At 40.8% G+C, this 22,801-nt stretch carries 19 protein-coding genes; 10 read left to right on the top strand and 9 right to left on the bottom strand.

Going from position 1 to position 22,801, the window contains the following annotated elements:
- Window positions 1-336: 336 nt before the first annotated feature.
- The 7 genes from HX021_RS17780 to HX021_RS17750 all read left to right on the top strand — a co-directional run bounded on the left by HX021_RS17780 (window position 337) and on the right by HX021_RS17750 (window position 11,048).
- On the top strand, window positions 337-630 hold the full coding sequence (locus HX021_RS17780) for a hypothetical protein (RefSeq protein WP_286591891.1): 294 nt from the start codon (window positions 337-339) through the stop codon (window positions 628-630).
- A 639-nt stretch (window positions 631-1,269) separates the two neighbouring features.
- Window positions 1,270-2,454 carry a Pycsar system effector family protein gene (locus HX021_RS17775; RefSeq protein ID WP_286591890.1) on the top strand — a complete coding sequence of 395 codons (1,185 nt, stop codon included), beginning with the start codon at window positions 1,270-1,272 and terminating at the stop codon, window positions 2,452-2,454.
- A 50-nt stretch (window positions 2,455-2,504) separates the two neighbouring features.
- Window positions 2,505-4,517: a polyphosphate kinase 1 gene (gene ppk1 / locus HX021_RS17770; protein WP_286591889.1), complete on the top strand. Its 2,013-nt coding sequence runs from the start codon at window positions 2,505-2,507 to the stop codon at window positions 4,515-4,517.
- Window positions 4,518-4,521: 4 nt separating this feature from the next.
- Window positions 4,522-5,418: a hypothetical protein gene (locus HX021_RS17765; RefSeq protein ID WP_286591888.1), complete on the top strand. Its 897-nt coding sequence runs from the start codon at window positions 4,522-4,524 to the stop codon at window positions 5,416-5,418.
- Window positions 5,419-5,423: 5 nt separating this feature from the next.
- Window positions 5,424-8,033, top strand: coding sequence for a BamA/TamA family outer membrane protein (locus HX021_RS17760; protein ID WP_286591887.1), 2,610 nt, complete (start codon window positions 5,424-5,426; stop codon window positions 8,031-8,033).
- A gap of 13 nt (window positions 8,034-8,046) precedes the next feature.
- Window positions 8,047-10,407, top strand: a complete 2,361-nt coding sequence (locus HX021_RS17755; RefSeq protein ID WP_286591886.1) for a GAF domain-containing protein — start codon at window positions 8,047-8,049, stop codon at window positions 10,405-10,407.
- Window positions 10,408-10,436: 29 nt separating this feature from the next.
- Entirely contained in the window at window positions 10,437-11,048 is a 612-nt protein-coding gene (locus HX021_RS17750) for a trimeric intracellular cation channel family protein (protein ID WP_286591885.1), read from the top strand.
- Window positions 11,049-11,077: 29 nt separating this feature from the next.
- Here the strand turns inward: HX021_RS17750 and def are convergent, their stop codons facing one another.
- Window positions 11,078-11,659, bottom strand: coding sequence for a peptide deformylase (gene def, locus HX021_RS17745; protein WP_286591884.1), 582 nt, complete (start codon window positions 11,657-11,659; stop codon window positions 11,078-11,080).
- A 212-nt stretch (window positions 11,660-11,871) separates the two neighbouring features.
- Between def and HX021_RS17740 the strand changes: the two genes are divergently transcribed.
- From HX021_RS17740 to miaA, 3 genes are all read left to right on the top strand, one after another.
- A complete protein-coding gene (locus HX021_RS17740; RefSeq protein WP_286591883.1) occupies window positions 11,872-12,651 on the top strand; it encodes a hypothetical protein in 780 nt (259 codons plus the stop codon).
- 64 nt (window positions 12,652-12,715) lie between these two features.
- Entirely contained in the window at window positions 12,716-13,888 is a 1,173-nt protein-coding gene (locus tag HX021_RS17735; protein ID WP_286591882.1) for a Gfo/Idh/MocA family protein, read from the top strand.
- Window positions 13,885-14,784 carry a tRNA (adenosine(37)-N6)-dimethylallyltransferase MiaA gene (gene miaA / locus HX021_RS17730; protein ID WP_286591881.1) on the top strand — a complete coding sequence of 300 codons (900 nt, stop codon included), beginning with the start codon at window positions 13,885-13,887 and terminating at the stop codon, window positions 14,782-14,784. Before HX021_RS17735 ends, miaA begins: the two co-directional genes overlap by 4 nt.
- A 50-nt stretch (window positions 14,785-14,834) precedes the next feature.
- Here the strand turns inward: miaA and HX021_RS17725 are convergent, their stop codons facing one another.
- The 8 genes from HX021_RS17725 to HX021_RS17690 all read right to left on the bottom strand — a co-directional run bounded on the left by HX021_RS17725 (window position 14,835) and on the right by HX021_RS17690 (window position 22,739).
- Window positions 14,835-16,388, bottom strand: coding sequence for an Rne/Rng family ribonuclease (locus HX021_RS17725; RefSeq protein WP_286591880.1), 1,554 nt, complete (start codon window positions 16,386-16,388; stop codon window positions 14,835-14,837).
- Between the two features lie 303 nt (window positions 16,389-16,691).
- On the bottom strand, window positions 16,692-17,528 hold the full coding sequence (locus HX021_RS17720) for a tetratricopeptide repeat protein (protein WP_286591879.1): 837 nt from the start codon (window positions 17,526-17,528) through the stop codon (window positions 16,692-16,694).
- A gap of 18 nt (window positions 17,529-17,546) precedes the next feature.
- Window positions 17,547-17,831, bottom strand: coding sequence for an HU family DNA-binding protein (locus HX021_RS17715; RefSeq protein WP_028071165.1), 285 nt, complete (start codon window positions 17,829-17,831; stop codon window positions 17,547-17,549).
- Between the two features lie 246 nt (window positions 17,832-18,077).
- Window positions 18,078-19,124, bottom strand: a complete 1,047-nt coding sequence (locus HX021_RS17710) for a PLP-dependent aminotransferase family protein (protein WP_286591877.1) — start codon at window positions 19,122-19,124, stop codon at window positions 18,078-18,080.
- A gap of 215 nt (window positions 19,125-19,339) precedes the next feature.
- Complete coding sequence (locus HX021_RS17705; protein ID WP_286591876.1) at window positions 19,340-20,308, bottom strand: D-2-hydroxyacid dehydrogenase family protein; 969 nt, start codon at window positions 20,306-20,308, stop codon at window positions 19,340-19,342.
- Between the two features lie 196 nt (window positions 20,309-20,504).
- Window positions 20,505-20,969: a hypothetical protein gene (locus tag HX021_RS17700; RefSeq protein ID WP_286591875.1), complete on the bottom strand. Its 465-nt coding sequence runs from the start codon at window positions 20,967-20,969 to the stop codon at window positions 20,505-20,507.
- Window positions 20,970-20,979: 10 nt separating this feature from the next.
- Complete coding sequence (locus HX021_RS17695; protein WP_286591874.1) at window positions 20,980-21,456, bottom strand: hypothetical protein; 477 nt, start codon at window positions 21,454-21,456, stop codon at window positions 20,980-20,982.
- 143 nt (window positions 21,457-21,599) lie between these two features.
- A complete protein-coding gene (locus HX021_RS17690) occupies window positions 21,600-22,739 on the bottom strand; it encodes an SH3 domain-containing protein (RefSeq protein ID WP_286591873.1) in 1,140 nt (379 codons plus the stop codon).
- Window positions 22,740-22,801 lie beyond the last annotated feature (62 nt).

The raw sequence follows: 22,801 nt of genomic DNA, 5'->3' as shown, positions 1-22,801 counted from the left end.
CAAAGGTAGAAATCTTTTCCGGAATTCCAAAAAACTTTCTCAAGTTTTTTTTCTTTTCTGTTTTCCCGATTTCTGCGCCTAACCTCCGTTAGACCCCTCTTTTTTCATGATCCCTTCTTTCGAAGTAACCGTACCTCCCTTGCGGAGTGGTGCAAAGATAGGGAGATTTCGTGCAGAATTCCAAGCCTTTTGTTTTATTTTCTTTCAATATCCCTGTAACTCGCTGTGAACTTGGCGGATTCTTTTTGTGGAACAGCGTCACGGGGGCCGAAAGGGGGATGCTGGAGCCGCCAAAGGGGGGGGGCCACGCGAGGAAGCACCGCCCAACGGACAGGCATGAAAAAAGGCAAACGCCTGCCCGGGGCATTGCATTCCACCGTGGACGGCCCGACCTCAGCATCGGATCTGCAGCAGGCTGCCGGAAGGGCCCCGGAAACTTATCGAAAACTCCTGGCACAGGTTCCTCTGTGGCGACCTGCTAAAGGGGCATGCTGGGGAAGCAGGAAGCACCACCAACGGACAGGAACGAAAAAAGGCAAACGCCCTGCCCGGGGAATTGCATTCCACTGCAAACGGCCCGCAAAAAGCAGCGGATCTACAATAGGCTGCCGGAAGGGCCCAAGAACTTAGCCCCAGTATAAAGGCGTCTGTGGAGGCTTTCAGGATGACTGCCGTAGCTTCTATGATCCTGACGCTGACTGCTTCAATGCTTTTTAGTCCGGTAACACGGGCCAAATGTAGGCAAACCATTGGTTTGGGTATCAAATGATGGATAAAGCAAGAAGAGCATAACATAGACCTGTATAAAAACTGATAACAATAGCCCTGATCAGAGTATATACAAATCAATTGTTTAGTTAGGATTTACTTAGGTTTTGTTTAGGTTTAGTTTAGGTATTGTTTAGGTAAAAGCTAATTAATATCTAACTAAAACTTAATTTAAATCTAGATGATTCCTAAGTTATTAGATAATTTGCATACTAAACAGTTGAACCATGGCTAAAAGCGGATGCAAGTGCTAGGCGATCTTACAAAAGCAGTCCCCCATGTGATCAAGTAGGCGCAAAATTTAATTCATTACGAAAGCAAAAACAAATAATCAGAATAGGAGTTAAACAGTAAAAAGACATTTGTATAAAAAACGATGATTTTTGTCTTCTCGGGGATATTAAATTGATCTAGGTTAAAAAAACAACAAAAAGGGTATCCTGTATTTAAGATGTTAAAGATATTGAATACTTTTATTCCAAATAAAAATCGTTTTGGTCCATGATAGATTATGCTCAGCTTTTAAGACAAGTGGAAGAGTATTCTGAAACTTACATTGCAGAAAATATCTCAACCTGCCATTGTTTTCATAATAATTTACATACCCGATCAGTTGTACGGGCGGCAGAAGAGATTTCTTCGTTTTATAAACTAAGCGAAGAAGATCATTTTATTGTGATCAGTTCTGCATATTTTCATGATCTCGGCTATGTACAATCCGACAATGCAATCGGTCATGAGAAACGAAGTGTTGAAATCGCATTTGCTTTTTTAAAAGATAAAGGTGTTTCAGACGAGGTAAAAGAAAAGATAAAAGGTTGTATCCTGGCCACACGAATGCCTCAGGACCCCAGCAATCTGCTAGAGGAAATCCTCTGTGACGCCGATTTATTTCATCTTGGGAGTGATGACTTTGTCAACAGAAATAAATTAATGAAAGCGGAGGCGGAGGCTGTTATCGGTAAAGAAATCGACAAAGATATCTGGCGGGCAGGCACGATCAAACTCTTGTTGAGCCATCACTATCATACCGAATATGCCCAACAGAAACTCAATGCAAAAAAAGAGGAAAATTTAAAGGAGCTGGAGAGAAAGCAAGAGAGGTCCATTTCAAAGAATAAAGAAAACAAGAAGGACGATAAAAAAGAGAAGGATAAAACCAATAAGCCTGAGCGTGGCATAGAGACAATGTTCCGTATCACATCCTCCAATAATCAAAGGCTAAGCGATATGGCAGATAACAAAGCCAATATATTATTAACCGTTAATTCTATCATCTTATCTGTGGTTATTGCGGTCTTATTCCGTAAACTGGATAGCAATGAACACCTCATTTTCCCGACAATCATCCTTACGGTTGGGGTTGTGGCCACAATGGTGATGGCTATATTGTCTACCATTCCTAAAATACCTCCTGGTAAATTTTCCAAACAGGAGATTGAAGACAAATCTGTCAACTTATTATTTTTTGGAAATTTTTATAAAATGAAGCTTGAGGACTATAATGAGGGCATGCAAAAAGTAATGATAGACTCTGAGTTTCTATACGGCATGCTGACAAAGGATGTTTATTCGCAAGGAGTTGTCCTTGGCCGAAAATATAAACTGCTACGTTATGCCTATGGAATTTTTATGTTTGGCCTGGTCATTTCTGTCATTTCGTTTGTTGTGGCCACATTATTGTAATTCGGGGAAATACGGCTTAGCAATTTTCCCTATTCATCAAAGTGATTCGGATGAGAAAAAAAGACCTATACATCAACAGAGACATCAGCTGGCTTTCCTTCAATGAAAGAGTCCTTGACGAGGCTGGACGCCAAGAAGTTCCCCTACTAGAAAAACTACAATTCCTGGCGATCTTCTCATCAAACTTAGATGAGTTTTATCGTGTCCGCATGCCTGTACTGATGGCCTGGAAAAAGATCAAAAAGAAAAGCACAGAACAGGAGGTTCCGGATCTCGACATTGGCACCTATAAAAAGGCCTCCAAGATAATCCACAAACAACAAGAAAAATTTGGCATTTATTTATCCAGCATCATTCAAAAACTCAGGGAAGAGAATATTCTTCTGATTTATAATCAACAAATCCCGATAGAGATCCGGACAGCCGCAGCCAACTACTTTTTTACAACTATAGCATCCTATCTCCGGATTATTAAGGTCGATGTGGAGTTTTCTTTTTTCCCGATAAACAATCGTCTTTATTTTGCGCTGGTCGACAGCCAAACGACAGACCTATTCATCGTTAATATACCTTCGGATGCTATAGGGCGTTTTTTTTCCTACCATTTCGCTGGTAAACAGTACATTGTACTCATCGACGACATTATTAAATTATTTCTTCCGGGAGTAATAAAAAACAAAGATTTAGACTTTTATTCATTCAAAGTCACACGTGATGCGGAACTTAATTTACAGGATGAATTTGAAGGCGATATTGCCCAGAAGATAGAACAGGAGGTAAATAAGAGAGACCTTGGTTATGCCACCCGGTTTCTGCACCAGCCGGGCCTGCCACAACAGTTCATGGCAAGGCTTGCGGCCCTTTTTGATCTGAGGAAAAGCAGTATTGTGGAGGGCGGTTACTACCATAACTTAAAAGACTTTTTTTCTTTTCCGGTCAAACAGGATCATCTTTCTTTCCCAAGACAGCAGCAGATCGAAATACAGCAGGATTTTGAACATTCAATCTTTGAACAAATTGACCAGAAAGACATTTTGGTCTGCACACCTTATGAATCTTTTGATCCTATTCTCCGTTTCTTCAACGAAGCGGCAATACACCCTGAAGTAACAGAAATCCATACCACACTGTATCGTATCGCCAGTGATTCACATATTGCACAAGCACTGGCCACCGCAGCAAAAAATGGCAAAAAGGTCAGTGTTTTTGTTGAATTAAAAGCGCGCTTCGATGAGGCCAACAATATACACTGGGCAAGGTTCATGAAAGAACAGGGGGTAAAGATTACCTATAGTATCCCCAATCTCAAAGTTCACGCAAAAATTGCATTTATCCGAAGAAAGAATGGACAAGAAAGTGCCTTATTTGGTACAGGAAATCTGAATGAGAAGACAGCAAAAATCTATACGGACTATTTCCTGATGACATCCCGCCGCTTATTAACCGCTGAATTGGGCTCGTTATTTGGGTTCTTACCTGACAGAAGGAAGCCGAGTCATGCAGCAGAAATTCCATTTCAGCAACTACTTGTGGCTCAATTTAATCTAAGGCAAACGTTCATGGCTTTAATTGACCGTGCCATCCAACAGACACAAACCGGAGGTGCAGCAATTATAAAAATTAAATTAAACAATTTAGAGGAAGAATCGTTAATCAATAAATTGTATGAAGCTAGTCAGGCAGGAGTGAGGATTCAACTACTAGTCAGAGGGATTTGTCGATTGAAACCGGGGGTACAGGGCATCAGTGAAAATATCCAGATCAAACGCATAGTGGGGCGGTACCTGGAACATGGGCGGATATTTATTTTCCAAAACGAGGTCGGTACACAACTGTATCTCGGTTCATCAGACTGGATGAATCGCAATATCTACCGTCGGATAGAGGTCTGCTTTCCCATTATGGATCCGGCATTATCCACAAAGATTCTGACATTGTTCGACCTCCAATTTGCCGACGATACGGAGGCTACATTCCTTGATGAACGGGGACAGAACCTACCTATAGAAACGCGAACTGGCAATATCTCACAGCAACAAATTTTTGATTATTTAAAGCATTAAATTTATGAAAGATTCTACGATATTGATTTCCACTGCCTTAGGATTAGTTTCTACGGCATTATTAGCCTGCAATCCTAAAACAAACCAAGATCCACCTGCCGCTAAAGCGGCCAAGGTCGCAGCACAGCAACAACAGCAACAGCCTCTGCCTTACAAACTGTCGTCTGGTGTAAAAATGAGCTTACCGGATGAATTATTGGAAATTTCAGGAATAGCTTTCCAAGAAGGGCAGGACGATGTTATTTATGCGATCCAGGATGAACAGGGACTACTTTACCGTTATAGCTTAGCTTCACAAAAACTTACATCCAGTCCATTCGGAAAAGACGGCGATTATGAGGATATCGCAATCAACAAAACACATTTCTTTATCTTAAAAAGCAATGGCAGCATTTACTCTTTTCCTATCACAGAAATAACGGACATTCAGTCTGTTACTGAGCAAAAGGATATACTTCCCAAGGGGGAGTATGAGGGGCTATATGTAGACAGGCCAAATAATTTGGCTTATGTACTCTGCAAAGAATGTAAGGTAGACAGAAAACAAGCGCAAACTACAGGATATATATTTTCTATTGAAAGCAACGGTAAATTCACCCCAAAAGGGGAGTTTGCCATACCTATCAACGAACTGAAAAAATTTGATCCGAAGATCAAAAAAACATTCAAACCTTCGGCACTTGCAAAAAGAACGGATACCAAGGAATGGTATATTTTATCATCTATTGATAAGGCCCTTGTTGTAACGGATGAAAATTTTCATGTCAAGTCGGTCTCGCCTTTGGATCCAAAGATTTTTCCACAACCTGAGGGGATCAGTTTTGATTCAAGATTGAATCTCTATATCAGCAGTGAGGCCGGAAATCAGGATAAGGGAACAATCCATAAATTTGAAAAATAATAAGCATGTATAAGTTCTTTCCATTCTTTTTACTTTTTCTCTCCTTACAAGCTTATGCACAACAAAACAATAAGTCGAGTTTGCATTTGACTTCTCCTGTGGATAAGCCGTTGCTACAAACGATGATCAAAGACAGTGTCACGGTTGTTGCGAATGCAAAATATGGCAAAGCTAGCCGATTTAAGAAATCCTTCCTTGGAGAAAATTATCGTAAAGAATGGGCTGCGGAGACAACATTGCCTGTCCTGCAACTTGCTGACTTATATGGCGGGCTCCGACCGATAAAGCAGGGTGGTGGCATGCAGTCTGTATCACTTCGCCTGGTTGACCCTACAGGTCGTGAATGGGCGCTACGGTCGGTCAACAAACGTACAGAATCCCTGATCCCTGAAGAATTGCACGGCACTTTTGTCCAAGATATCCTTGATGATGCGACAAGTGCTCAACATCCTTATTCGGCATTGATGATTCCTCCTTTGGCCAATGCGGTCAATGTCCCTCATGCCCATCCTATTATTGGTGTTGTGGCCCCTGATACGCTATTGGGTGAATATGCCCCGCTCTTTGTAAATACTGTCGCCCTGCTGGAAGAACGCGAACCTTTGGGGGATTCCGACAATAGTCCCAAGACTCTCCGAAAATTACAGGAAGACAATGATGATAATTTTAAACCGAGAGCATATTTAAGAGCACGGATGCTGGATGTCATTGTCAGTGACTGGGACCGCCATGAAGATCAATGGCGTTGGTACAATGAAAATCAGGAAACGGAGGACAAGGATAAAGACTATATCCCTATTCCCCGGGACCGTGATCAGGCTCTCCGCGTTACACAGGGCTTTTTGATGAAGGATATTTACCAACGCTTTATCAATCCGGTCATGCAGGGATTTACAACCGGTATCCCCAGCATTCGGTATTCCTTGTTCAAATCCAGGTTCCTAAATGCTCACCCAAGCAATCAGCTTTCCCATAAGGAATGGACTAAGGAGGTGGACCAGTTTGTGGCCCGCTTGACGGATTCGGTACTGTGGCAATCTGTCGCCAGCCTGCCACAGTCATCCATCGCAATAAGAGGGAAGCAGATCTTTCATACGCTCCAAAGCAGGCGTGATGCTTTACCTGCGGCAATGGAAGAGTATTATCGATTTATCAATAATATTGTAGATATCCATCTCAGTGACAAGAATGAAAAGGTGGAGATCTCAAATACCAAAAACCAAGGACTACAGGTCAAAGTCTCTAAAATCAACAAAGAAGGAAAAGTAACCAAGGCCTTGATGGATAAAACCTATGATCAGCGCTTAACGAAAGAAATCCGGCTTTATCTTTCCGAAGGAAAGGACTCCGTATTGGTTAATAACCTGAATTCCCCAATAAAGCTTCGGTTCATTGGTGACACTGTACCGAAGACCTATGTCATCAACAGCAGCAAGTCTAAAATTAAGCTCTACGAGAACACGGTAAACTCGACTTTCTTGGGGGATAAAAGACGGATCAGCTTACATCAGGGCAAAGACAGCCTCAATACGCAATTTATTCCCGTAAATCTTTATAACTCCTGGCTTCCTTTGCTAACGGCAGGATATAATGCAGATGATGGTTTTTCGCTGGGACTTGGTGCTGCATATACGCATCAGCGCGGATTTAGAAAAACACCCTTTACCTACAAACAGCAGATTACCGTTGCCGCGGCATTCAGGACCGGGGCTTATAAAATTCATTACCGCGGCGAATGGGAGCAGGTGATAGGCAATGCCGATTTTGTGATCGACGCCTTGGCAAAGGCCCCTGACAATACCCAGAACTTTTTTGGTGTCGGCAATAATTCACTATTCCTAAAGGACCAATACGGTGCAAAATACTATCGGAGTAGATTCAATATCTTCAATGTCAATCCACAATTAAGGTGGCATCCTTCATCAACTTTTAATTATGCCATCGGTCCACACATCCAGTTCTATCACCTGGATCCTGATGAAAACCACAACCGGTTTATCCTAAATCCACAGGCACTGCACTCATATGATAGCCTTTCTATCACCAATGACAAGGCTTTCGTTGGTCTAAATGCATTTTTGTCACAAGATACCCGAAACCGTAAGATCAACCCCAGCAAGGGATTATTAATCACAGCAGCGTTCAATTCGTATCTCGGGATAAATAAATATTCCAGAAATTCTGCGCAATTAAGCGCAGCTATGACAGGGTATTTCAGTGCTTTCCATGAAGGTATTATATTTGCAAATAGAGTAGGGGCGGGAACTGTCGTTGGCAATCCTACATTTTATCAATATTTGTTTTTAGGAGGTCATGAAAACCTACGGGGCTTTCGTCAATATAGATTTGCGGGGCAACAGATGGTCTACAATAACCTGGAAGCCCGTGTCAAGATACATGATATAAAGAGTTATGTACTCCCGGGCGAACTGGGGCTCATGGGTATGTACGATGTGGGAAAAGTCTGGGCCAAAGGATATAATAGCGGCACCATCCATCAAGGTTATGGCGGAGGTCTTTACTATATCATCGCAAATGCATTACCCCTTCATTTTGTCATGGCCAGATCCAAAGAAGGCTGGTATCCTTATTTTAGCACAGGCTTCCGCTTTTAAACTATTTCAACCGATGGAAATAAAGAAAGTACAACTCACTACCCATAAAAATGCGCCATACCATATAGAGCGGAAGCTCCATTTTGAGCCCTTTTTCCGGTATTTAGAATCCTTTATAGAGAATGGCATTTCATCCGACGATATTATTCCTTTATTCGCTTTAGAACGTATCAAAGAGATAGAACATATCAATGGCAAACTATGCCAGCATAATCTTGGTGCCTATAAAGATATCTTACAGCTCATCTATAACCTATCGGTCTCGCTTATTGATACGGCCCCTAAAAGATACTGGGCACTGGCGACACCACTGGCTGAAGAAACATTTTACGGTACTGAGGCCTTTTTTGAGCTATGCAAAAACAATCTGGTGGAGCAAGATATTCAGGATCAAATGCAAGATGATGGAGTACTTGACAATCAGGAGAAACTGATCTATTCCCTTATTTTCGAGCGGCTTTATGGTCTCCCCGCTAAAGAAAACAATAGTATTGTCTACCATCATGTCAACGATGAAGGGGAAATTATTGACTATTATGACCTGAATATTGATTTCAAGTTTGTAGATATTAAGCCTAAAAAGGATCTTCCACAAATTGACGTGGGCCTGCTCACCAAAAATGCCAATGATGCCGCTCTGTTTGACTGGAATAACGTGGTCAGCGCCATTAAAATCGTGGATTTTGAACTTTCTGGTTTTACCATTGTTACATTCAAAAAGACCAGTTTAGAACATACGCTCAAAAGAATACAGTCGATCTTATTGGACCTGGCGACGTACAACTACCATCTTTTCTTATCAGATCTCGAGAAAATAATCGCCCCATTATTGAAGGGGTCAGATACCATTTTTAGTTTATTCCCCTTATTTCAGCTTAATGGGTTCCCATTTTTTGATTATTCCATCACCAACAAGAGTATCTTGATCTCTGAGAGCTATGCAAAGAATACATACACAAACATCAGGCCCGAAGTTGCAAATTACCTCAAGCATCCACACCTGATCTTCTATAATGCCATGGATGGCATTAAGAATACGACCTCAATCTTTGATGAACAAGTCAAAGCCTCCGGTGTTAAGACATATTTATGTATCCCACTGATTCATAACCATGCTTTGTCAGGTATATTAGAAATCTACAGCCATAAATTGGATCAGTTGGACAATGAAACCATCCATTCGCTGCGTTCCCTAGTGCCCTTACTATCTCAACTTTCATACGATATCACCGCCGAGTTCAAAAAGCGTATCGATGAGATCATCATCAATCGCTTCACAACGATACAACCTGCCGTACAGTGGAAGTTCAATCATGTTGCGGCTCAATACATTCAAGAACTCGAAAATGATGATCAGAATGCGCATATCAAGCCGGTTATCTTTGAAGAAGTATATCCGTTATATGGCGCAATAGATGTTAAAGATTCCACGATCATCCGCAATGCATCTATCTTAAAGGATTTCAGTTTTAAGGTCAGGCAACTCGCTCTGCTTATCGACGAGCTATCGCTGGATGGGAAACATCAACTGATCGTCGACTTTTCAAAGCATGTCGAACAAATCACGCAGTCTCTTGATCATATTTCCTTCGATGAATCGATGGTAAAAATCATTGAATTTTTCAGAAAGGATGTCCAACCGTTTTTGGATGAAGCAAGAAGGCAGTTTCCGACAAAACATGCGATCATTGCACATTATGCGCAGCATTTTTTCACTAATCGGGAGACCGGAGAGTTTTATCGGAATGAGTTTGAAACTTCCTTGCGCCATATCAATCATCTTATCAGTAAGGAATTAAATCATTTCAACAATTTTATCCAGGGCAATTATCCATCTTATTTCCAGAAATTTAGGACTGACGGCATCGAATATGACGTTTATATCGGCGAGTCCATTACGCCACAACAGCCTTTTAGCAAAGAGTTTATCCATGTTTTTCGCCGGCAACAGATTATTTCCATGGCCCGGATTGCATTGAAGACCCATCAGGCAAGAAATACATTGGCTCTTCCTTTAGAAACGACCCAGCTCATTTTTATCAACCCTCACAGCATCGATATCAGCTTTAGGGAAGATGAGCGAAGGTTTGATGTAGAAGGCTCCCTGAATATCCGCTACGAAATCATCAAGAAAAGAATAGATAAGATACGGGTAAAACGAACCAAGGAAAGGCTTACCCAAGTCAACAAGATTGCTATTGTTTATCTATCGGATGAAGTTTTGGAGGACCTGAACCTGAGCATACAGGCCATTTATGACATGGGTATCATTGAACATACAATAGAACATTTAAAACTGGAAGATGTACAGGGAATTGCTGGCTTAAAAGCGATTCGCCTCACCATAAATTTAAATTATAGAGATTTCTCCTAAATTTGTCCACATATATAATATAGGATACAATGACTACAGATGCCAACTACTTTTACTTGAGCGATTTACTTGGCACCCTATTTTTTGCCATATCCGGTACCTTATCTGCAAAACGAAAAGATATCGATATCTTTGGTGCGGCTTTCTTGGGGTTTGTCACTGCCATTGGTGGAGGTTCCATGCGGGATATGTTCCTCAATTTGCGTCCGGTATGGGTCAATGACAGCAATTATCTGATCGCTATCTTTCTGGGCATTCTGATCGCTATTATCTTCAACAGGCAATTGTATAGCTATTACCGTACCTTAACCCTTTTTGATGCCATAGGAATCAGTTTCTTTACCATTTTGGGGGTACAAAAATCATTGAATTATGAAAGCAGTGTCCATGCTGCTATTATCTTTGGTATGTTTACCGCAGTATGTGGCGGCATGACACGCGATATTCTGCTCAATGAAACCCCCTTGATATTTAAAAAAGAGGTATATGCCACTGCGTGCCTGGGCGGCGGGCTTATCTATATCCTGTTGGTTCATCTCAACCTCGACATCTCTTGGGCAGCTTTTATCGGTGCTGCAGTCGTTTTTCTGATCCGGATGACAGCCGTCAAATACAGACTATACCTTCCCCGTTTAGATTAAGTTATAAAAAGAAAAAGCGCTACTCTGGACTAACGCTTTTTCTTTTGTTGTGGGAATTTCATTTTATAACCGACCCGGATATTGCCTTTGGAAATCGCATCAAGCTTACTTCTTAACATTGTTTTCTTTAAAGTGCTCAGCTTATCGGTAAACAATTTACCTTCAATATGATCGTATTCATGCTGTACGACCCGAGCCGCGAGCCCCGTCAAATCCACCTCATGTTCTTCAAAATGTTCATCAAGATAGTTGATTCGAATATTTTTATGACGGAGCACATCCTCATTGATGTCAGGAATACTTAAACAACCTTCACTGAAAGCCCATTTCTCACCGGATTCTTCCACCATGATCGGGTTAATGAAGACCTTTTTGAACGACTTGAGTATTTCTTGATTTTCTTCATCATCTTCTGCAAAAGGCGTTGCGTCTATCACAAACATACGGATCGGCAGACCCACCTGTGGCGCTGCAAGCCCAACACCATGTGCTGCATACATGGTATCAAACATATCATCGATCAATTTCTTTAAATCAGGATAGTCTTCATCTATTTCTTCAGCAACCTTTCTCAATACAGGATCACCGTATGCCACTATCGGAAGTTTCATATATGTAAATTATTTTTTTACGTTCATATGGAATACCCAGGTTATCTTATGCAGCACATGTTTTTGAACGATCTGTGTTGCTGTCGCACCATTCATGTTTATTCTTTTAAACAGGGGTATCACATAGTACAATTAAATTTTGTACAAAGGTACGGATAATTATTAAAAGCGGATATTTCGTCAAAGCTTCCATAAAAGTTATTTTTGTATCCATGGTTCCTTCATTTAAAGATTTGGTCATTCAGTTCATCAAAGAACTTCAACAATCTCTGAACATACAGTTAAGCCTGTATGAACTTGATGGATATTTACAAGTCAGTTCTCCTGAAATAACAAAAAAGATTTTGCTTTATCCCAATGAACAACAGTCAAGACAAGGCATGGCAGAAGCGGGCATCCATATTGATGAAGATCAATTGAGACAAAAATTTGACCTTATTGTTCAACGCATCATTGCACGGGCCAAAAATAATAAACGTATCTACGCCCGTCAGACCGTTGTTGCCCGACTTGATAAAAAGATAAGCCTGCAATTTCTTAGGGAACATCACCTCCAAGTTGCCCTTCCGGGTAAATACCGGTATGGTCTTTATGAACAGGGAGAGCTGGTAGCCGTAGCGATATTTTCAGGCGGGCGTCGCATGAATAATACGAGCGATGATTACCGTTCATTTGAGCTGTTGCGCTTCTGCAATAAGTCTGGTTATAATGTCATCGGGGGATTAAGCAAATTAATCAGGGCTTTCTGTAAGGATTTTTCGCCGGGTGATATCATGACATTCACCGATCGAGACTGGAGCCAGTCTTCTTCGCTGGAAAGAATCGGATTCGTAGCGAAGGAAATCACGCCCCCGATTACCTTTTGGGTAACGGAGTGTTTTCGCCACCCTTATCGGAATAAAGAGGAGCTCGAAACACTAAAAATGCAGTTCCCAAATGGTTTTCCAAAGGAAAATATGGGTAGCATCAAGATGATTTTATATATAAAATGAGCTAAATTGTGTATATTGTACACTGTAAGAGTTTGAAAAAATAAATAATCAAAATAATAACGTTATGAAGAGAAAACTTCGCATGGGTATGGTCGGAGGCGGAAATGATGCCTTTATTGGTGCTGTACACCGTATTGCCGCTTTTATGGATGGCAAGATTGAATTGGTTTGTGGTGCATTCAGTATCGATCCGCAGATTTCGAAACAATCTGGAGAAGACCTATTTGTATCTCCTGAGCGTGTCTATCTAAACTATGAAGAGATGATCGAGAAAGAGTCTTTGCTCCCAGAAGGAGAGCGCATGGATTTCGTAACGATCGTAACACCAAACTTTTTGCATTTTGCCCCAGCTAAACTAGCAATGGAAAAAGGGTTTGATGTGGTGGTTGAAAAACCAATGACTGTATCGGTTGAAGAGGCTAAAGAATTACAAGCAACAGTAGAACGTACAGGGCGTACACTTTGTCTTACACATACCTATTCGGGCTATCCAATGGTGAAGCAGGCAAAAGCGATGGTCAAGGAAGGCCATTTTGGTAAGATCAGAAAAATTGTTGTTGAATATCCACAAGGCTGGTTAAGCCGTTTGACGGAGCGTGAGGGCAATGCAGGTGCCGCTTGGCGTGCTGATCCGAAACGTTCGGGCAAATCTTTGGTCATGGGTGATATTGGCACGCATGCTGCTCATCTTGCGGAGTATGTGTCAGGATTAAAAATCGAGGAGTTATGTGCAGACCTGACCACATTTGTTGAAGGCCGTCTATTGGATGATGATGGTTCTGTATTATTGCGGTTCGAAAATGGCGCAAAAGGTGTGTTAATGGCATCACAGATCTCAGCAGGAGAGGAGAATGCTGTCCGCATCCGCATTTACGGTGAAAAAGGTGGGTTAGAATGGGCAAATGAAGATCCAAACAACCTGATCATTAAAATGCTGGATCAACCACGCCAATTGTACCGTACTGGAAACGCTTATGGAGCACCATATACATTGAGCTCATTTGCCAGCCATAACACGCGTGTTCCGGCAGGTCATCCGGAAGGGCTATTGGAATCGTTTGCCAATATCTATCGCAACTTTGCAGCTACAGTAACGGCAAAACGCGAAGGGAGAACCCCTACAGCGGAAGAGCAAGACTTTCCTACAGTATATGATGGTGTAAGAGGTATGGCCTTTATAGACACCGTCGTAAAAAATAATGAAGGAACGGAAAAATGGACTAAATTTGTTCTGTGATCAACAAATTAGATTATATACTTTCTCTTTTGGGACAGACCGTTGTTCCAAAAGAGAAAGTTATCGTTATCCTGGGGCCTACGGCCTCTGGAAAAACCAGATTGGCGGTACAACTGGCCCAATATATCAATGGTGAAATCATCAGTGCTGACTCGCGTCAAATTTACCGCCGTATGGATATCGGCACAGGAAAAGACCTGACCGAATACCTCAACATCCCTTATCATCTCATCGATATTCAGGAACCGGGGACACAGTACAATCTCGGAAATTTTATCACTGATTTCAATCGGGCTTATCAATCCATCTTAAAAAAAGGTAAACATACAATCTTATGTGGCGGGACGGGTTTATACTTGCAAAGCGTTATCCAGCCGGCGCCCTATGCACTGATTCCAAGCATCGAAGGATTTAAAGAAGCGCTCTCTAAAGAGACAGAATCAGAATTAATGGAACGGGTAAGCTCTTACACATGTCCCCAAGACTTTCAAATCGATCATTCTACCAACAAACGTATCATCCGCGCCATCGAAATACTGGAGTTTCTCAGACAAAACCCAGATTTCAAACCCGAGCAGCAAGCCCCTGACGCTCTTGTTATTGGACTAAATCCGCCTCTTGAAAAAAGAAGATCAAGCATCAGTAAGAGACTGAATGAGCGTCTGAATAACGGTTTTTTACAAGAGGTAGAACGGCTTCTTGCAGAGGGCATATCGCATGAGCAGCTGCAATACTATGGTCTGGAATATAAATACGCTTCCATGCACATGCTCGGACAAATGGATTATCCTACTTTCTTCAGTAAGTTAGAAACGGAAATACACCGTTATGCCAAACGTCAAATGACCTATTTTCGAAAAATGGAAAAAGATGGTATAAATATTCATTGGATATAAACAAAAAAGGGCTAGTATCACTACTAACCCTTTTCGTTAATCTCTTTCTATTATAACTTGATTTCCTCATCCTTCGCATTGAAGAAATGGAATTCAGTTAGATAATATGACGTAATTGGATTGACTTTAATCCATTTACCGTACTTCATGAACCATTTCATTCTTTTAGAAATCAAACCAGACTTAATGTAGGCGTCTATATATGGGTGAACACAGAGGGTCACCTTTTTTTCATTTTGTTCCTGAAGAATAAAACTCAAATTATTTTCTATATCATCCATCAGGACAATACTCGATCGGATTTCACCTGTACCATCACAAGCAGGACATTTCTCATTTGTGACAATATTCATTTCAGGTCTTACACGTTGACGGGTGATTTGAACCAGGCCAAATTTACTTGGCGGCAAAATCGTATGTCTAGCTCTGTCCGACACCATACATTCTTTTAAGAATGTATACAACTCTTTTCGGTGATTGGGCTTGTGCATATCAATGAAATCGATGACTACAATTCCACCCATATCACGCAAACGCAGTTGTCGCGCGATTTCTTTTGCTGCTTCCATATTGACCAGCAATGCGTTATCTTCCTGATTCTCCTTATTGGCTGAACGGTTACCGCTATTGACATCAATCACATGTAAGGCTTCGGTATGCTCGATAACGAGATATGCTCCACCTGGTAATGTGACAGTCTTGCCAAAAGCTGCCTTGATTTGCTTCTCAACTCCAAAATGATCGAAAATTGGTTCTTTATGTTTATAAAGCTTAACAATTTTTTCCAAATCAGGAGATATATCGTGTATATATGATTTTGTCTCTTCGAAGATCGAAGGATCATTAACATAAATATGCGAAAACTCGTCCGTCAATATATCTCGTAGAATAGTGGATGCACGATCCATTTCGCCGAGAACCTTTTGTGGCGGTTCAGCATTACGAAGACGTTTGGTAAATAGCTCCCATTTTGAGATCAGGTCCAATAAGTCACGTTGTAGCTCTTCGACACCTTTCCCTTCGGAGACTGTACGGATGATCACCCCAAAATTGGCGGGTTTAATTCCTTCAACAATCTTCTTTAGGCGGTTGCGTTCGTTGCTACCTTTGATACGCTTGGAAATGGAAACAGTACTTGAGAAAGGGACCAAAACCACAAAACGACCTGCAATTGAAAGGTCTGAGCTCAGACGAGGCCCTTTTGTCGAGATGGGTTCTTTGGCGATTTGTACTGGCACGAGCATATTTTTGCTCAAGACATCTGAGATCTTGCCAGCTTTATCGATATCCTTTTCAAGTTTTAAACTATTGAGCAGTTTCTCTTGATAACTGCCATTCTTTACTATTCGCGTAAGCTTCAGCAAGGATTGAACCTGAGGACCTAAATCTAAATAATGTAGAAAAGCATCCTTTTCGTAGCCTACATCTACGAAAGCTGCATTGAGTCCCGGCATAATCCGCTTAATACGTCCGAGATAGATATCTCCGACAGCGAAGTTGTTATTGGCGGGCTCGCGATTAAGTTCAACAAGCTGCTTATCTTGTAGTAAAGCAATAGTTACCCCTTTATCAGGAGTTGAATCGATAATTAATTCCTTTACCAACAGCTACTCATTTTTGACACCTATGCAATATGCAATCGCAATCTTTGGTATCCGATTAAACATTTAAAGAACGTTCTTACGAAAAAAACAATCTACATCCCCCTAAAGACATGTAGATTATTTCGTAAAGCTATCTCAGCAAAATGGGCCAAGATGTTTAAAAGCTTATCACAAGACTATTTTTTCTTGTGTCTATTTTTTCTTAAACGTTTTTTACGTTTGTGAGTAGCCATCTTGTGTCTTTTTCTTTTTTTTCCGCTTGGCATAGCTAAATTTTTTAATGATTATAAAATAATAAATGAATTACTTGCTCAATTCCTCAATCTTGCGGTCGATGAATTGTGATAGGGATGGATCAGCGGCCAGTTCTTTACTTTTTTGAAAAGCAACAACAGCCTCTTTTTTCATCCCAATATTTTCGTAGCCTGTGGCTAAGTAAAAGTATGACTCTGCATCGGGTTTTTGATCGATAACGGTCTTAAAACGCTCGATGGCTTTGTCAAACTGCCGAGATTGTAATGAAAACAATCCCAACGTTTTATTTGCTTCTAAATTTTTAGGATCAGCGGTAACAACCTCTCTCAATAAGGCAATACCTGCCATTGGGTTGTTCGTCCCAGATACCATTGCGGCACCTAATCCCGTTTTTGCATCTAAACTACTTGAATTAGCTTTCAGGGCGGCCTCATAAGCATGTATTGCATTTTGATTCAGCGCCTGAGCCAATGTAGAGTCCTGCAAATTTGTATAAGCAGCACGATAAGCATTACCTGCTTTCAACCAATATTCAAATTTTGGAGAAACTTTTGCCATTTCCTCATAGACAAAAGCCTGAGGGGCTGGTTTTGCGACATCATCCCACTTATCTGCCAACTGTTGCAACAGCTTTACCTTACCTTCTCCAGAAGCATTGGCAACTTGGGCCTCAATATCGGAAATTTCTTTGACTAAACTAGCATCTAAACCTTGTTTTGTCATCGAAGAAATGTTTTCCAAATTTACTTCATTGGAAGGTTGCGATTCAGATGCTGCAGCAGTTTCTTTGTCATTGTTAACCAAACCCTTAATAGGCTGTGCTAAAAGCACCGCAACCAGGGCTACTACTGCTCCTATTACTATTATTTGTTTGGTTCTTGCCATTTTAATCTATTTTAAAGATTATTTATTGCCATTTTTTACTTTCTCAACGAAAATCTTAGCTGGCTTGAAGCTAGGTACAAAGTGCTCTGGAATAATGATTGCTGTATTTTTGGAAATGTTTCTTGCAGTCTTCTCAGCTCTTTTTTTGACTACGAAGCTACCAAAACCTCTTACATATACATTTTCTCCTCCGATCATTGCGTTTTTGACAACTTTAAAGAACGCCTCTACGGTTTCTTGAACATCTACCTTCTCTAAGCCAGTTTTGTTAGAGATTTCTGCAATAATTTCTGCTTTAGTCATATCTATTTTACTGTAATTATTTATTTTTCAACCCTTAAGCCAACTAATGTTTGGGGATGCAAAAGTATTGTTTTAAAATGAGTAATGGAAATTATTTAAATACTTTTTTGATAAATAAGCTTCCAAAAGCCAAACATTTACAATCAATTAACCTAATATTACCTCAAACAAAGGCTTAAATAAAATCCAAAAATAAAAACAATTCTCTAATTTACAATAAGTTGTTCATTGAACATCTTATAAAAATCAAGATATGCCAATTGCATGACCTAAACGTTCAAGGTCATGAGTGGTATGATGGGCATTGATGACTATTCTGTTCAATAAGGGATCTGTTGAAAGGGGATAAGGGAAACTAGAGACCACGATATTTGCTTCCATCAGTCTTGAATAAAGCCCCCTATCACGCGAGGAGAAGACAGGAAAGCTATCCATAGCATTTAAATAGTCATCCGCTATCGTTTTAAAATATCGGATATTCTGATGCAGTTTTTCAAATTGTCTTTGATAGATCTGCTCCCCATTGACAAAAGCATAAAGGCTGGCAGGTGGGCTGGGTGATGCTCCCGTATAAAAGTTGGACTTTTTGAACTGTACTATGCGCTCTCGATCCGCTAAAATCAGTCCCGCATCTGTTGCCAAACCTTTTGCTAATGATGCAACAACAATCAGTTCAATATTTTTCTGACATAAGCTGTTCTGCTCAAGTGAAATTGCATTGTTACGCATAACAGCTATACCATGGGAATCATCCAATAGCAATATAATTTTTTTACTGGGATCAATCTGTTCAAAAACAGTAAAATCGTAACTCTCCGGAGTCATATTGTCTAGACTATTGCTGACAATAACGAACGATTTTTTTTCGGATTGATTAATATAATCGACAGTTTGTCTGCTCCAGTTCTCGAAACTTCCAGCTACATCGGGTTTTATTTCAAGCCAAAGGGAGGGATGACAGGAGGGGGCATATAGCAGCTCCCCTTCAGTGGCCAGGGCCCTCACCGCAAATTGCGTTGCCAAATACCCGCTAGAAAGCAGTAGGGTGGCTTCAAAGCCAAAACGCTTTGCAGCAAACTCTTCTGCCTGCTCAAATATCGCCTGCTGCACATTATTATTGCGCGAAGTGCCGTTATTTGTTCCGAAGCGCCTCACGCCATCAATAAATAGCTGTATATATTCCTCATCAGTAGCTAATCCCAAATAGGAGGTTCCCCCAAAAAAGAGGTATTCTTTCTCTGCCGAATATATCAAGCGCCCCGTAGGCTGATTTAGTTTTGTAAAGTTATTCATGAAACATTTAGATCTTAAATGCACAACGGTGTTTGTCCATCAACAATAATATGCAATTGCATCAATAAAAAGGACAACCTGTCCAGGATAAATTTTTGTGTTATCGCCTTATGGTTTCGGACATGTCAGCTTAATTAATAAGCATCTGCTGTTGTTCAGTGTATCAATCAGCTGCATTGAACGGGTATCTCTTTTAAGCCGGCCCTGCATCTGGATCAGCGGCTAAGCGCTTCTGGATTGGCAATATGCTGTGGATGTCCATCCGAAAAAGCGGCAATATTTTCAAAGGCCAGTTTAAAAAGCTGTTCGTAACCATTTTCTTCGACATAACCAAGGTGTGGCGTACAAAGTACATTTTGCATCTGCAACAGTGGATAGTTCGGATCGTAGACTGGTTCGGATTCATAGACATCGACGGCGGCCATTCCAGGCACTCCAGTTTCCAGGGCTGTCAGTAAGGCATTTTCCTCAATCAGTTCTGCACGGGAAGTATTGACCAAAAGGGCTGTAGTCTTCATCGACCTGAGATCCTCAAGTTTGACAATACCACGCGTCTCTGGTACCAGCCTGAGATGTAAGGTAGCCACATCTGCAAAATGGAAAAAATCAGATTTGTTGGAGGCAGCGATAAAACCATCTTTAACAGCTTCTTGTCTTGAGTTTTCACTTCCCCATACGACAACTTGTGCATCAAAGGCTCTTGCATAATGTGCGATTCGCTTTCCTATTTTTCCATACCCCCATATCCCAATTGTTTTTCCCGCAACCGACCCGCCAATATTGGTCTGCCAACACCCTTCTTTCATTGCTGTAACTGCCTCAGGAAGTTTTCTTAAACCATTCATGATCAAAAGCCAAGTCAGTTCTGCGGGCGCAATAGGAGAGCCCACACTTTCTGCAACAGCAACCTTATGCGCAGTACATGTTGCTAAATCTATATGATTGGATACTTTACCCGTCTGACTGATCAATTTGAGTTTGGGTAATTGGGCGAGCAGGCTTGCTGAAATTTTTGTACGCTCTCTGATCAGCACTAATACTTCGGTATTTTTAAGTTTTTCAGCAAGCTCCTGGGGGTCTGTATAGGATTGTTTCAATATCTCAACATCATGTCCATCAAGTATCTTGAAACAATCCAACTGTCGGACAGCATCTTGATAGTCATCTAAAATGGTTATTCGCATTTTCTCTCACTTATTATAAGCCGTATTACTACATTAAACTTGTTCTTCAACATCAATTTACAGCATAAAATTGGCATACTTCAAGTCGTCGTGATATTTTGACATTCCATCCACTTTTTACCTTTCTATGATGAACAAAGGTGATCAGGCAAAGGTCTTCGGAAAAATACGCTTTTATTTATAAGAGCAGAAGTAACTACATATTGAGCCGGTAATTTAATGGGATACTGAATCGAAGGGACACTGCGAAGCCCTTAATCGGATTATAGTCTTTTTTTTCATTGATGGAAAATCCATAACCAAAATCAAGATCTAACAATGTCGCAAAGCTGATTCCGGCTTTTGGTGTGAAAGTATACGGTGTAACTTCAGCCCGAACAAATGGCGTCAGCACATAGGTTTGAGGGTAATATGTCAATGCTGCTTCAGGAATGAGGGCAAATTTCTTTTGCGTCCATGTAAAATTGGCCGTTGCATCTGCCCGCAAAATGTTATCACCCACAAATGGAAATGCAAAATAGCCACCTGCTTTGATGATACTTCCTTTTTGGAACTGATAACTAAGGGTCGGGCCAATCAAATGGTCTTGTGCTGTCACTTTTTTACTAAAAAAAAGCAAAAAAAACATACAGCCGATCCAATGTATATTTCTATTTTGCATAACCCATCATTTAATAAAGATGAAAATTCAAGGGTATATTCACCCCGACAGATACCGTAAATCCATCAATCGGTTTAAAGTTCTTCTTTGTATTATAATCAAAGCCATAGCCTATACCCAGATCCACGATGGAAAATAAACTTGCACCAACCTTGGGTGTGATGGTATATGGGGTTAGTTCGGCTTTTACAAAAGGAAATAATACAAAATCGTTCAAATAATAGGTAAATCCAACTTCAGGAATTACGGTAGTTTTATTGTCCATCCAACTAAAATTTGCTCCGGCATCAATTTTCATATACTGAAAATCATTGGGTGCAAACAATCCCCAACCTGAAACTTTCAGAAAATTACCGCTCTGATACTGATAACCCACAGACGGTCCCCAGATCCATTTATTATGCTCTTTCCAAGATTTATCCTGTGCCATCGACAAAAAAGACAAGGAGAATAGAACGACAAATAACGAGAGTGTTTTAAGTTTCATTCAGCTAAATTACAAACTATAATCTATTTTTATGGAATACAACAGATGTCCTTCAGAATAGTTTTACTTTTCCAAGATTAAACAAAAAGCCCGTATCCTTTTAGAGGCCAGTCACAGGAAATATTAATTTCAACAGCTCCCGATTAAACCGTCTTAACCAATGACTTGAGTATTGTGATTCTGATGTACTGGTGCTTTTCTTTTAGGCTGCCATTTTCATCCCAATAGGCATCCTTATGATTTACTGCAGCATATATATGCCCGTCTTTGCCCCAAAAGATCAAATGAGTATCTACTGAGGGCATCCATTGCCGGAAACTTAAAAAAATCATCTGACTTATTTTGTCTTGTTTCACGTGGAAGATTGTTAGATCTCCAGTAGATTCATAAGGGTCGGCATGCAACGTCATCAAATAATTTTTATCTGGGGAGAGGTAAGGATAATCTTTGCATGCTACAATAAGCTGTCCGTCGTGCCGATCGAACAACCTGACATCGCCGCTCTCCCAATAATTTCCCGCAATGGCAAAAGCATTCAGCGCGTCGCAATGCCCTATATAGTTAAATTCAGCCTCATCATCGCTGTCGGTCTTTTTATCTTTAAATATAAGTTTCTTGCCATTTACTAGGGGAAGCTCTAAAACATGATCATGTTTTGGGTAAGATAGTGTATCTCTGATCAAACAATCTTCGGCGGTTTTCCTTGCCTGTATAAAATCTTGTTCACTAATCAGCTCCAAGTGCAGATATTCATCCAATTGATGCCCCCGTTCATAATAACGTTCTTGCCCTTTAACGTGTTGCGAGACGATGAGATTTAAATCTTTGGGTGAAATTGTAATTTTATCGTGGCTGCCTATCTTAGATTTCTCGACATATACTTTTTCCCATTGTGTTACATCATTGGTTTCGCCATCAGCACCTTTATAATCCCGCTGGATACGATCCATCACCGCAATCCATTCACCCTCCTCAGCGATGATATCCAGTTTTGTTCCATAGGGATATTTTCCAAGTGCTGGAGCACTTTCATCCGCCCCCTGGCGCAGAACGACACCAGCCCGGTCGGTTACGTACAGATTTTTCAGGACCTTTGTCTGATCGTAGTTGATCGGTAATGGAGGGAATTTTTCCGCGGTATCTTTGCTCGCCGTTAGGTTATTTTGTATCGAATCTTCCTTTTGGACACCCCTCTTTTTCGCTCCTTCAGCACAGCCTGACATTCCAATAGAAATAGTCCCACCGACTAACATACACAGGGGTAAAAATAACAGTCTTTTCATAGGGTTGAAGATAGCGATTCCCCTTTCAAAAAAAATACTGGTATTCAGGGGTTCTTCTTGCT

Source organism: Sphingobacterium sp. N143 (genome assembly GCF_030325625.1).
Lineage (GTDB): Bacteria > Bacteroidota > Bacteroidia > Sphingobacteriales > Sphingobacteriaceae > Sphingobacterium.
This window is presented reverse-complemented; position numbering and strand designations above follow the sequence as displayed.

Coding starts and splice junctions, on each gene's coding strand:
- HX021_RS17715 (WP_028071165.1), bottom strand. CDS start 17,831: ATGACTAAAGCAGAAATTATTGCAGAAATCTCTAACAAAACTGGCTTA.
- HX021_RS17735 (WP_286591882.1), top strand. CDS start 12,716: ATGAAGAGAAAACTTCGCATGGGTATGGTCGGAGGCGGAAATGATGCC.
- HX021_RS17780 (WP_286591891.1), top strand. CDS start 337: ATGAAAAAAGGCAAACGCCTGCCCGGGGCATTGCATTCCACCGTGGAC.
- HX021_RS17750 (WP_286591885.1), top strand. CDS start 10,437: ATGACTACAGATGCCAACTACTTTTACTTGAGCGATTTACTTGGCACC.
- HX021_RS17700 (WP_286591875.1), bottom strand. CDS start 20,969: ATGCAAAATAGAAATATACATTGGATCGGCTGTATGTTTTTTTTGCTT.
- HX021_RS17755 (WP_286591886.1), top strand. CDS start 8,047: ATGGAAATAAAGAAAGTACAACTCACTACCCATAAAAATGCGCCATAC.
- HX021_RS17775 (WP_286591890.1), top strand. CDS start 1,270: ATGATAGATTATGCTCAGCTTTTAAGACAAGTGGAAGAGTATTCTGAA.
- HX021_RS17710 (WP_286591877.1), bottom strand. CDS start 19,124: ATGAATAACTTTACAAAACTAAATCAGCCTACGGGGCGCTTGATATAT.
- HX021_RS17760 (WP_286591887.1), top strand. CDS start 5,424: ATGTATAAGTTCTTTCCATTCTTTTTACTTTTTCTCTCCTTACAAGCT.
- HX021_RS17720 (WP_286591879.1), bottom strand. CDS start 17,528: ATGGCAAGAACCAAACAAATAATAGTAATAGGAGCAGTAGTAGCCCTG.
- HX021_RS17765 (WP_286591888.1), top strand. CDS start 4,522: ATGAAAGATTCTACGATATTGATTTCCACTGCCTTAGGATTAGTTTCT.
- HX021_RS17695 (WP_286591874.1), bottom strand. CDS start 21,456: ATGAAACTTAAAACACTCTCGTTATTTGTCGTTCTATTCTCCTTGTCT.
- ppk1 (WP_286591889.1), top strand. CDS start 2,505: ATGAGAAAAAAAGACCTATACATCAACAGAGACATCAGCTGGCTTTCC.
- HX021_RS17690 (WP_286591873.1), bottom strand. CDS start 22,739: ATGAAAAGACTGTTATTTTTACCCCTGTGTATGTTAGTCGGTGGGACT.
- HX021_RS17705 (WP_286591876.1), bottom strand. CDS start 20,308: ATGCGAATAACCATTTTAGATGACTATCAAGATGCTGTCCGACAGTTG.
- HX021_RS17740 (WP_286591883.1), top strand. CDS start 11,872: ATGGTTCCTTCATTTAAAGATTTGGTCATTCAGTTCATCAAAGAACTT.
- def (WP_286591884.1), bottom strand. CDS start 11,659: ATGAAACTTCCGATAGTGGCATACGGTGATCCTGTATTGAGAAAGGTT.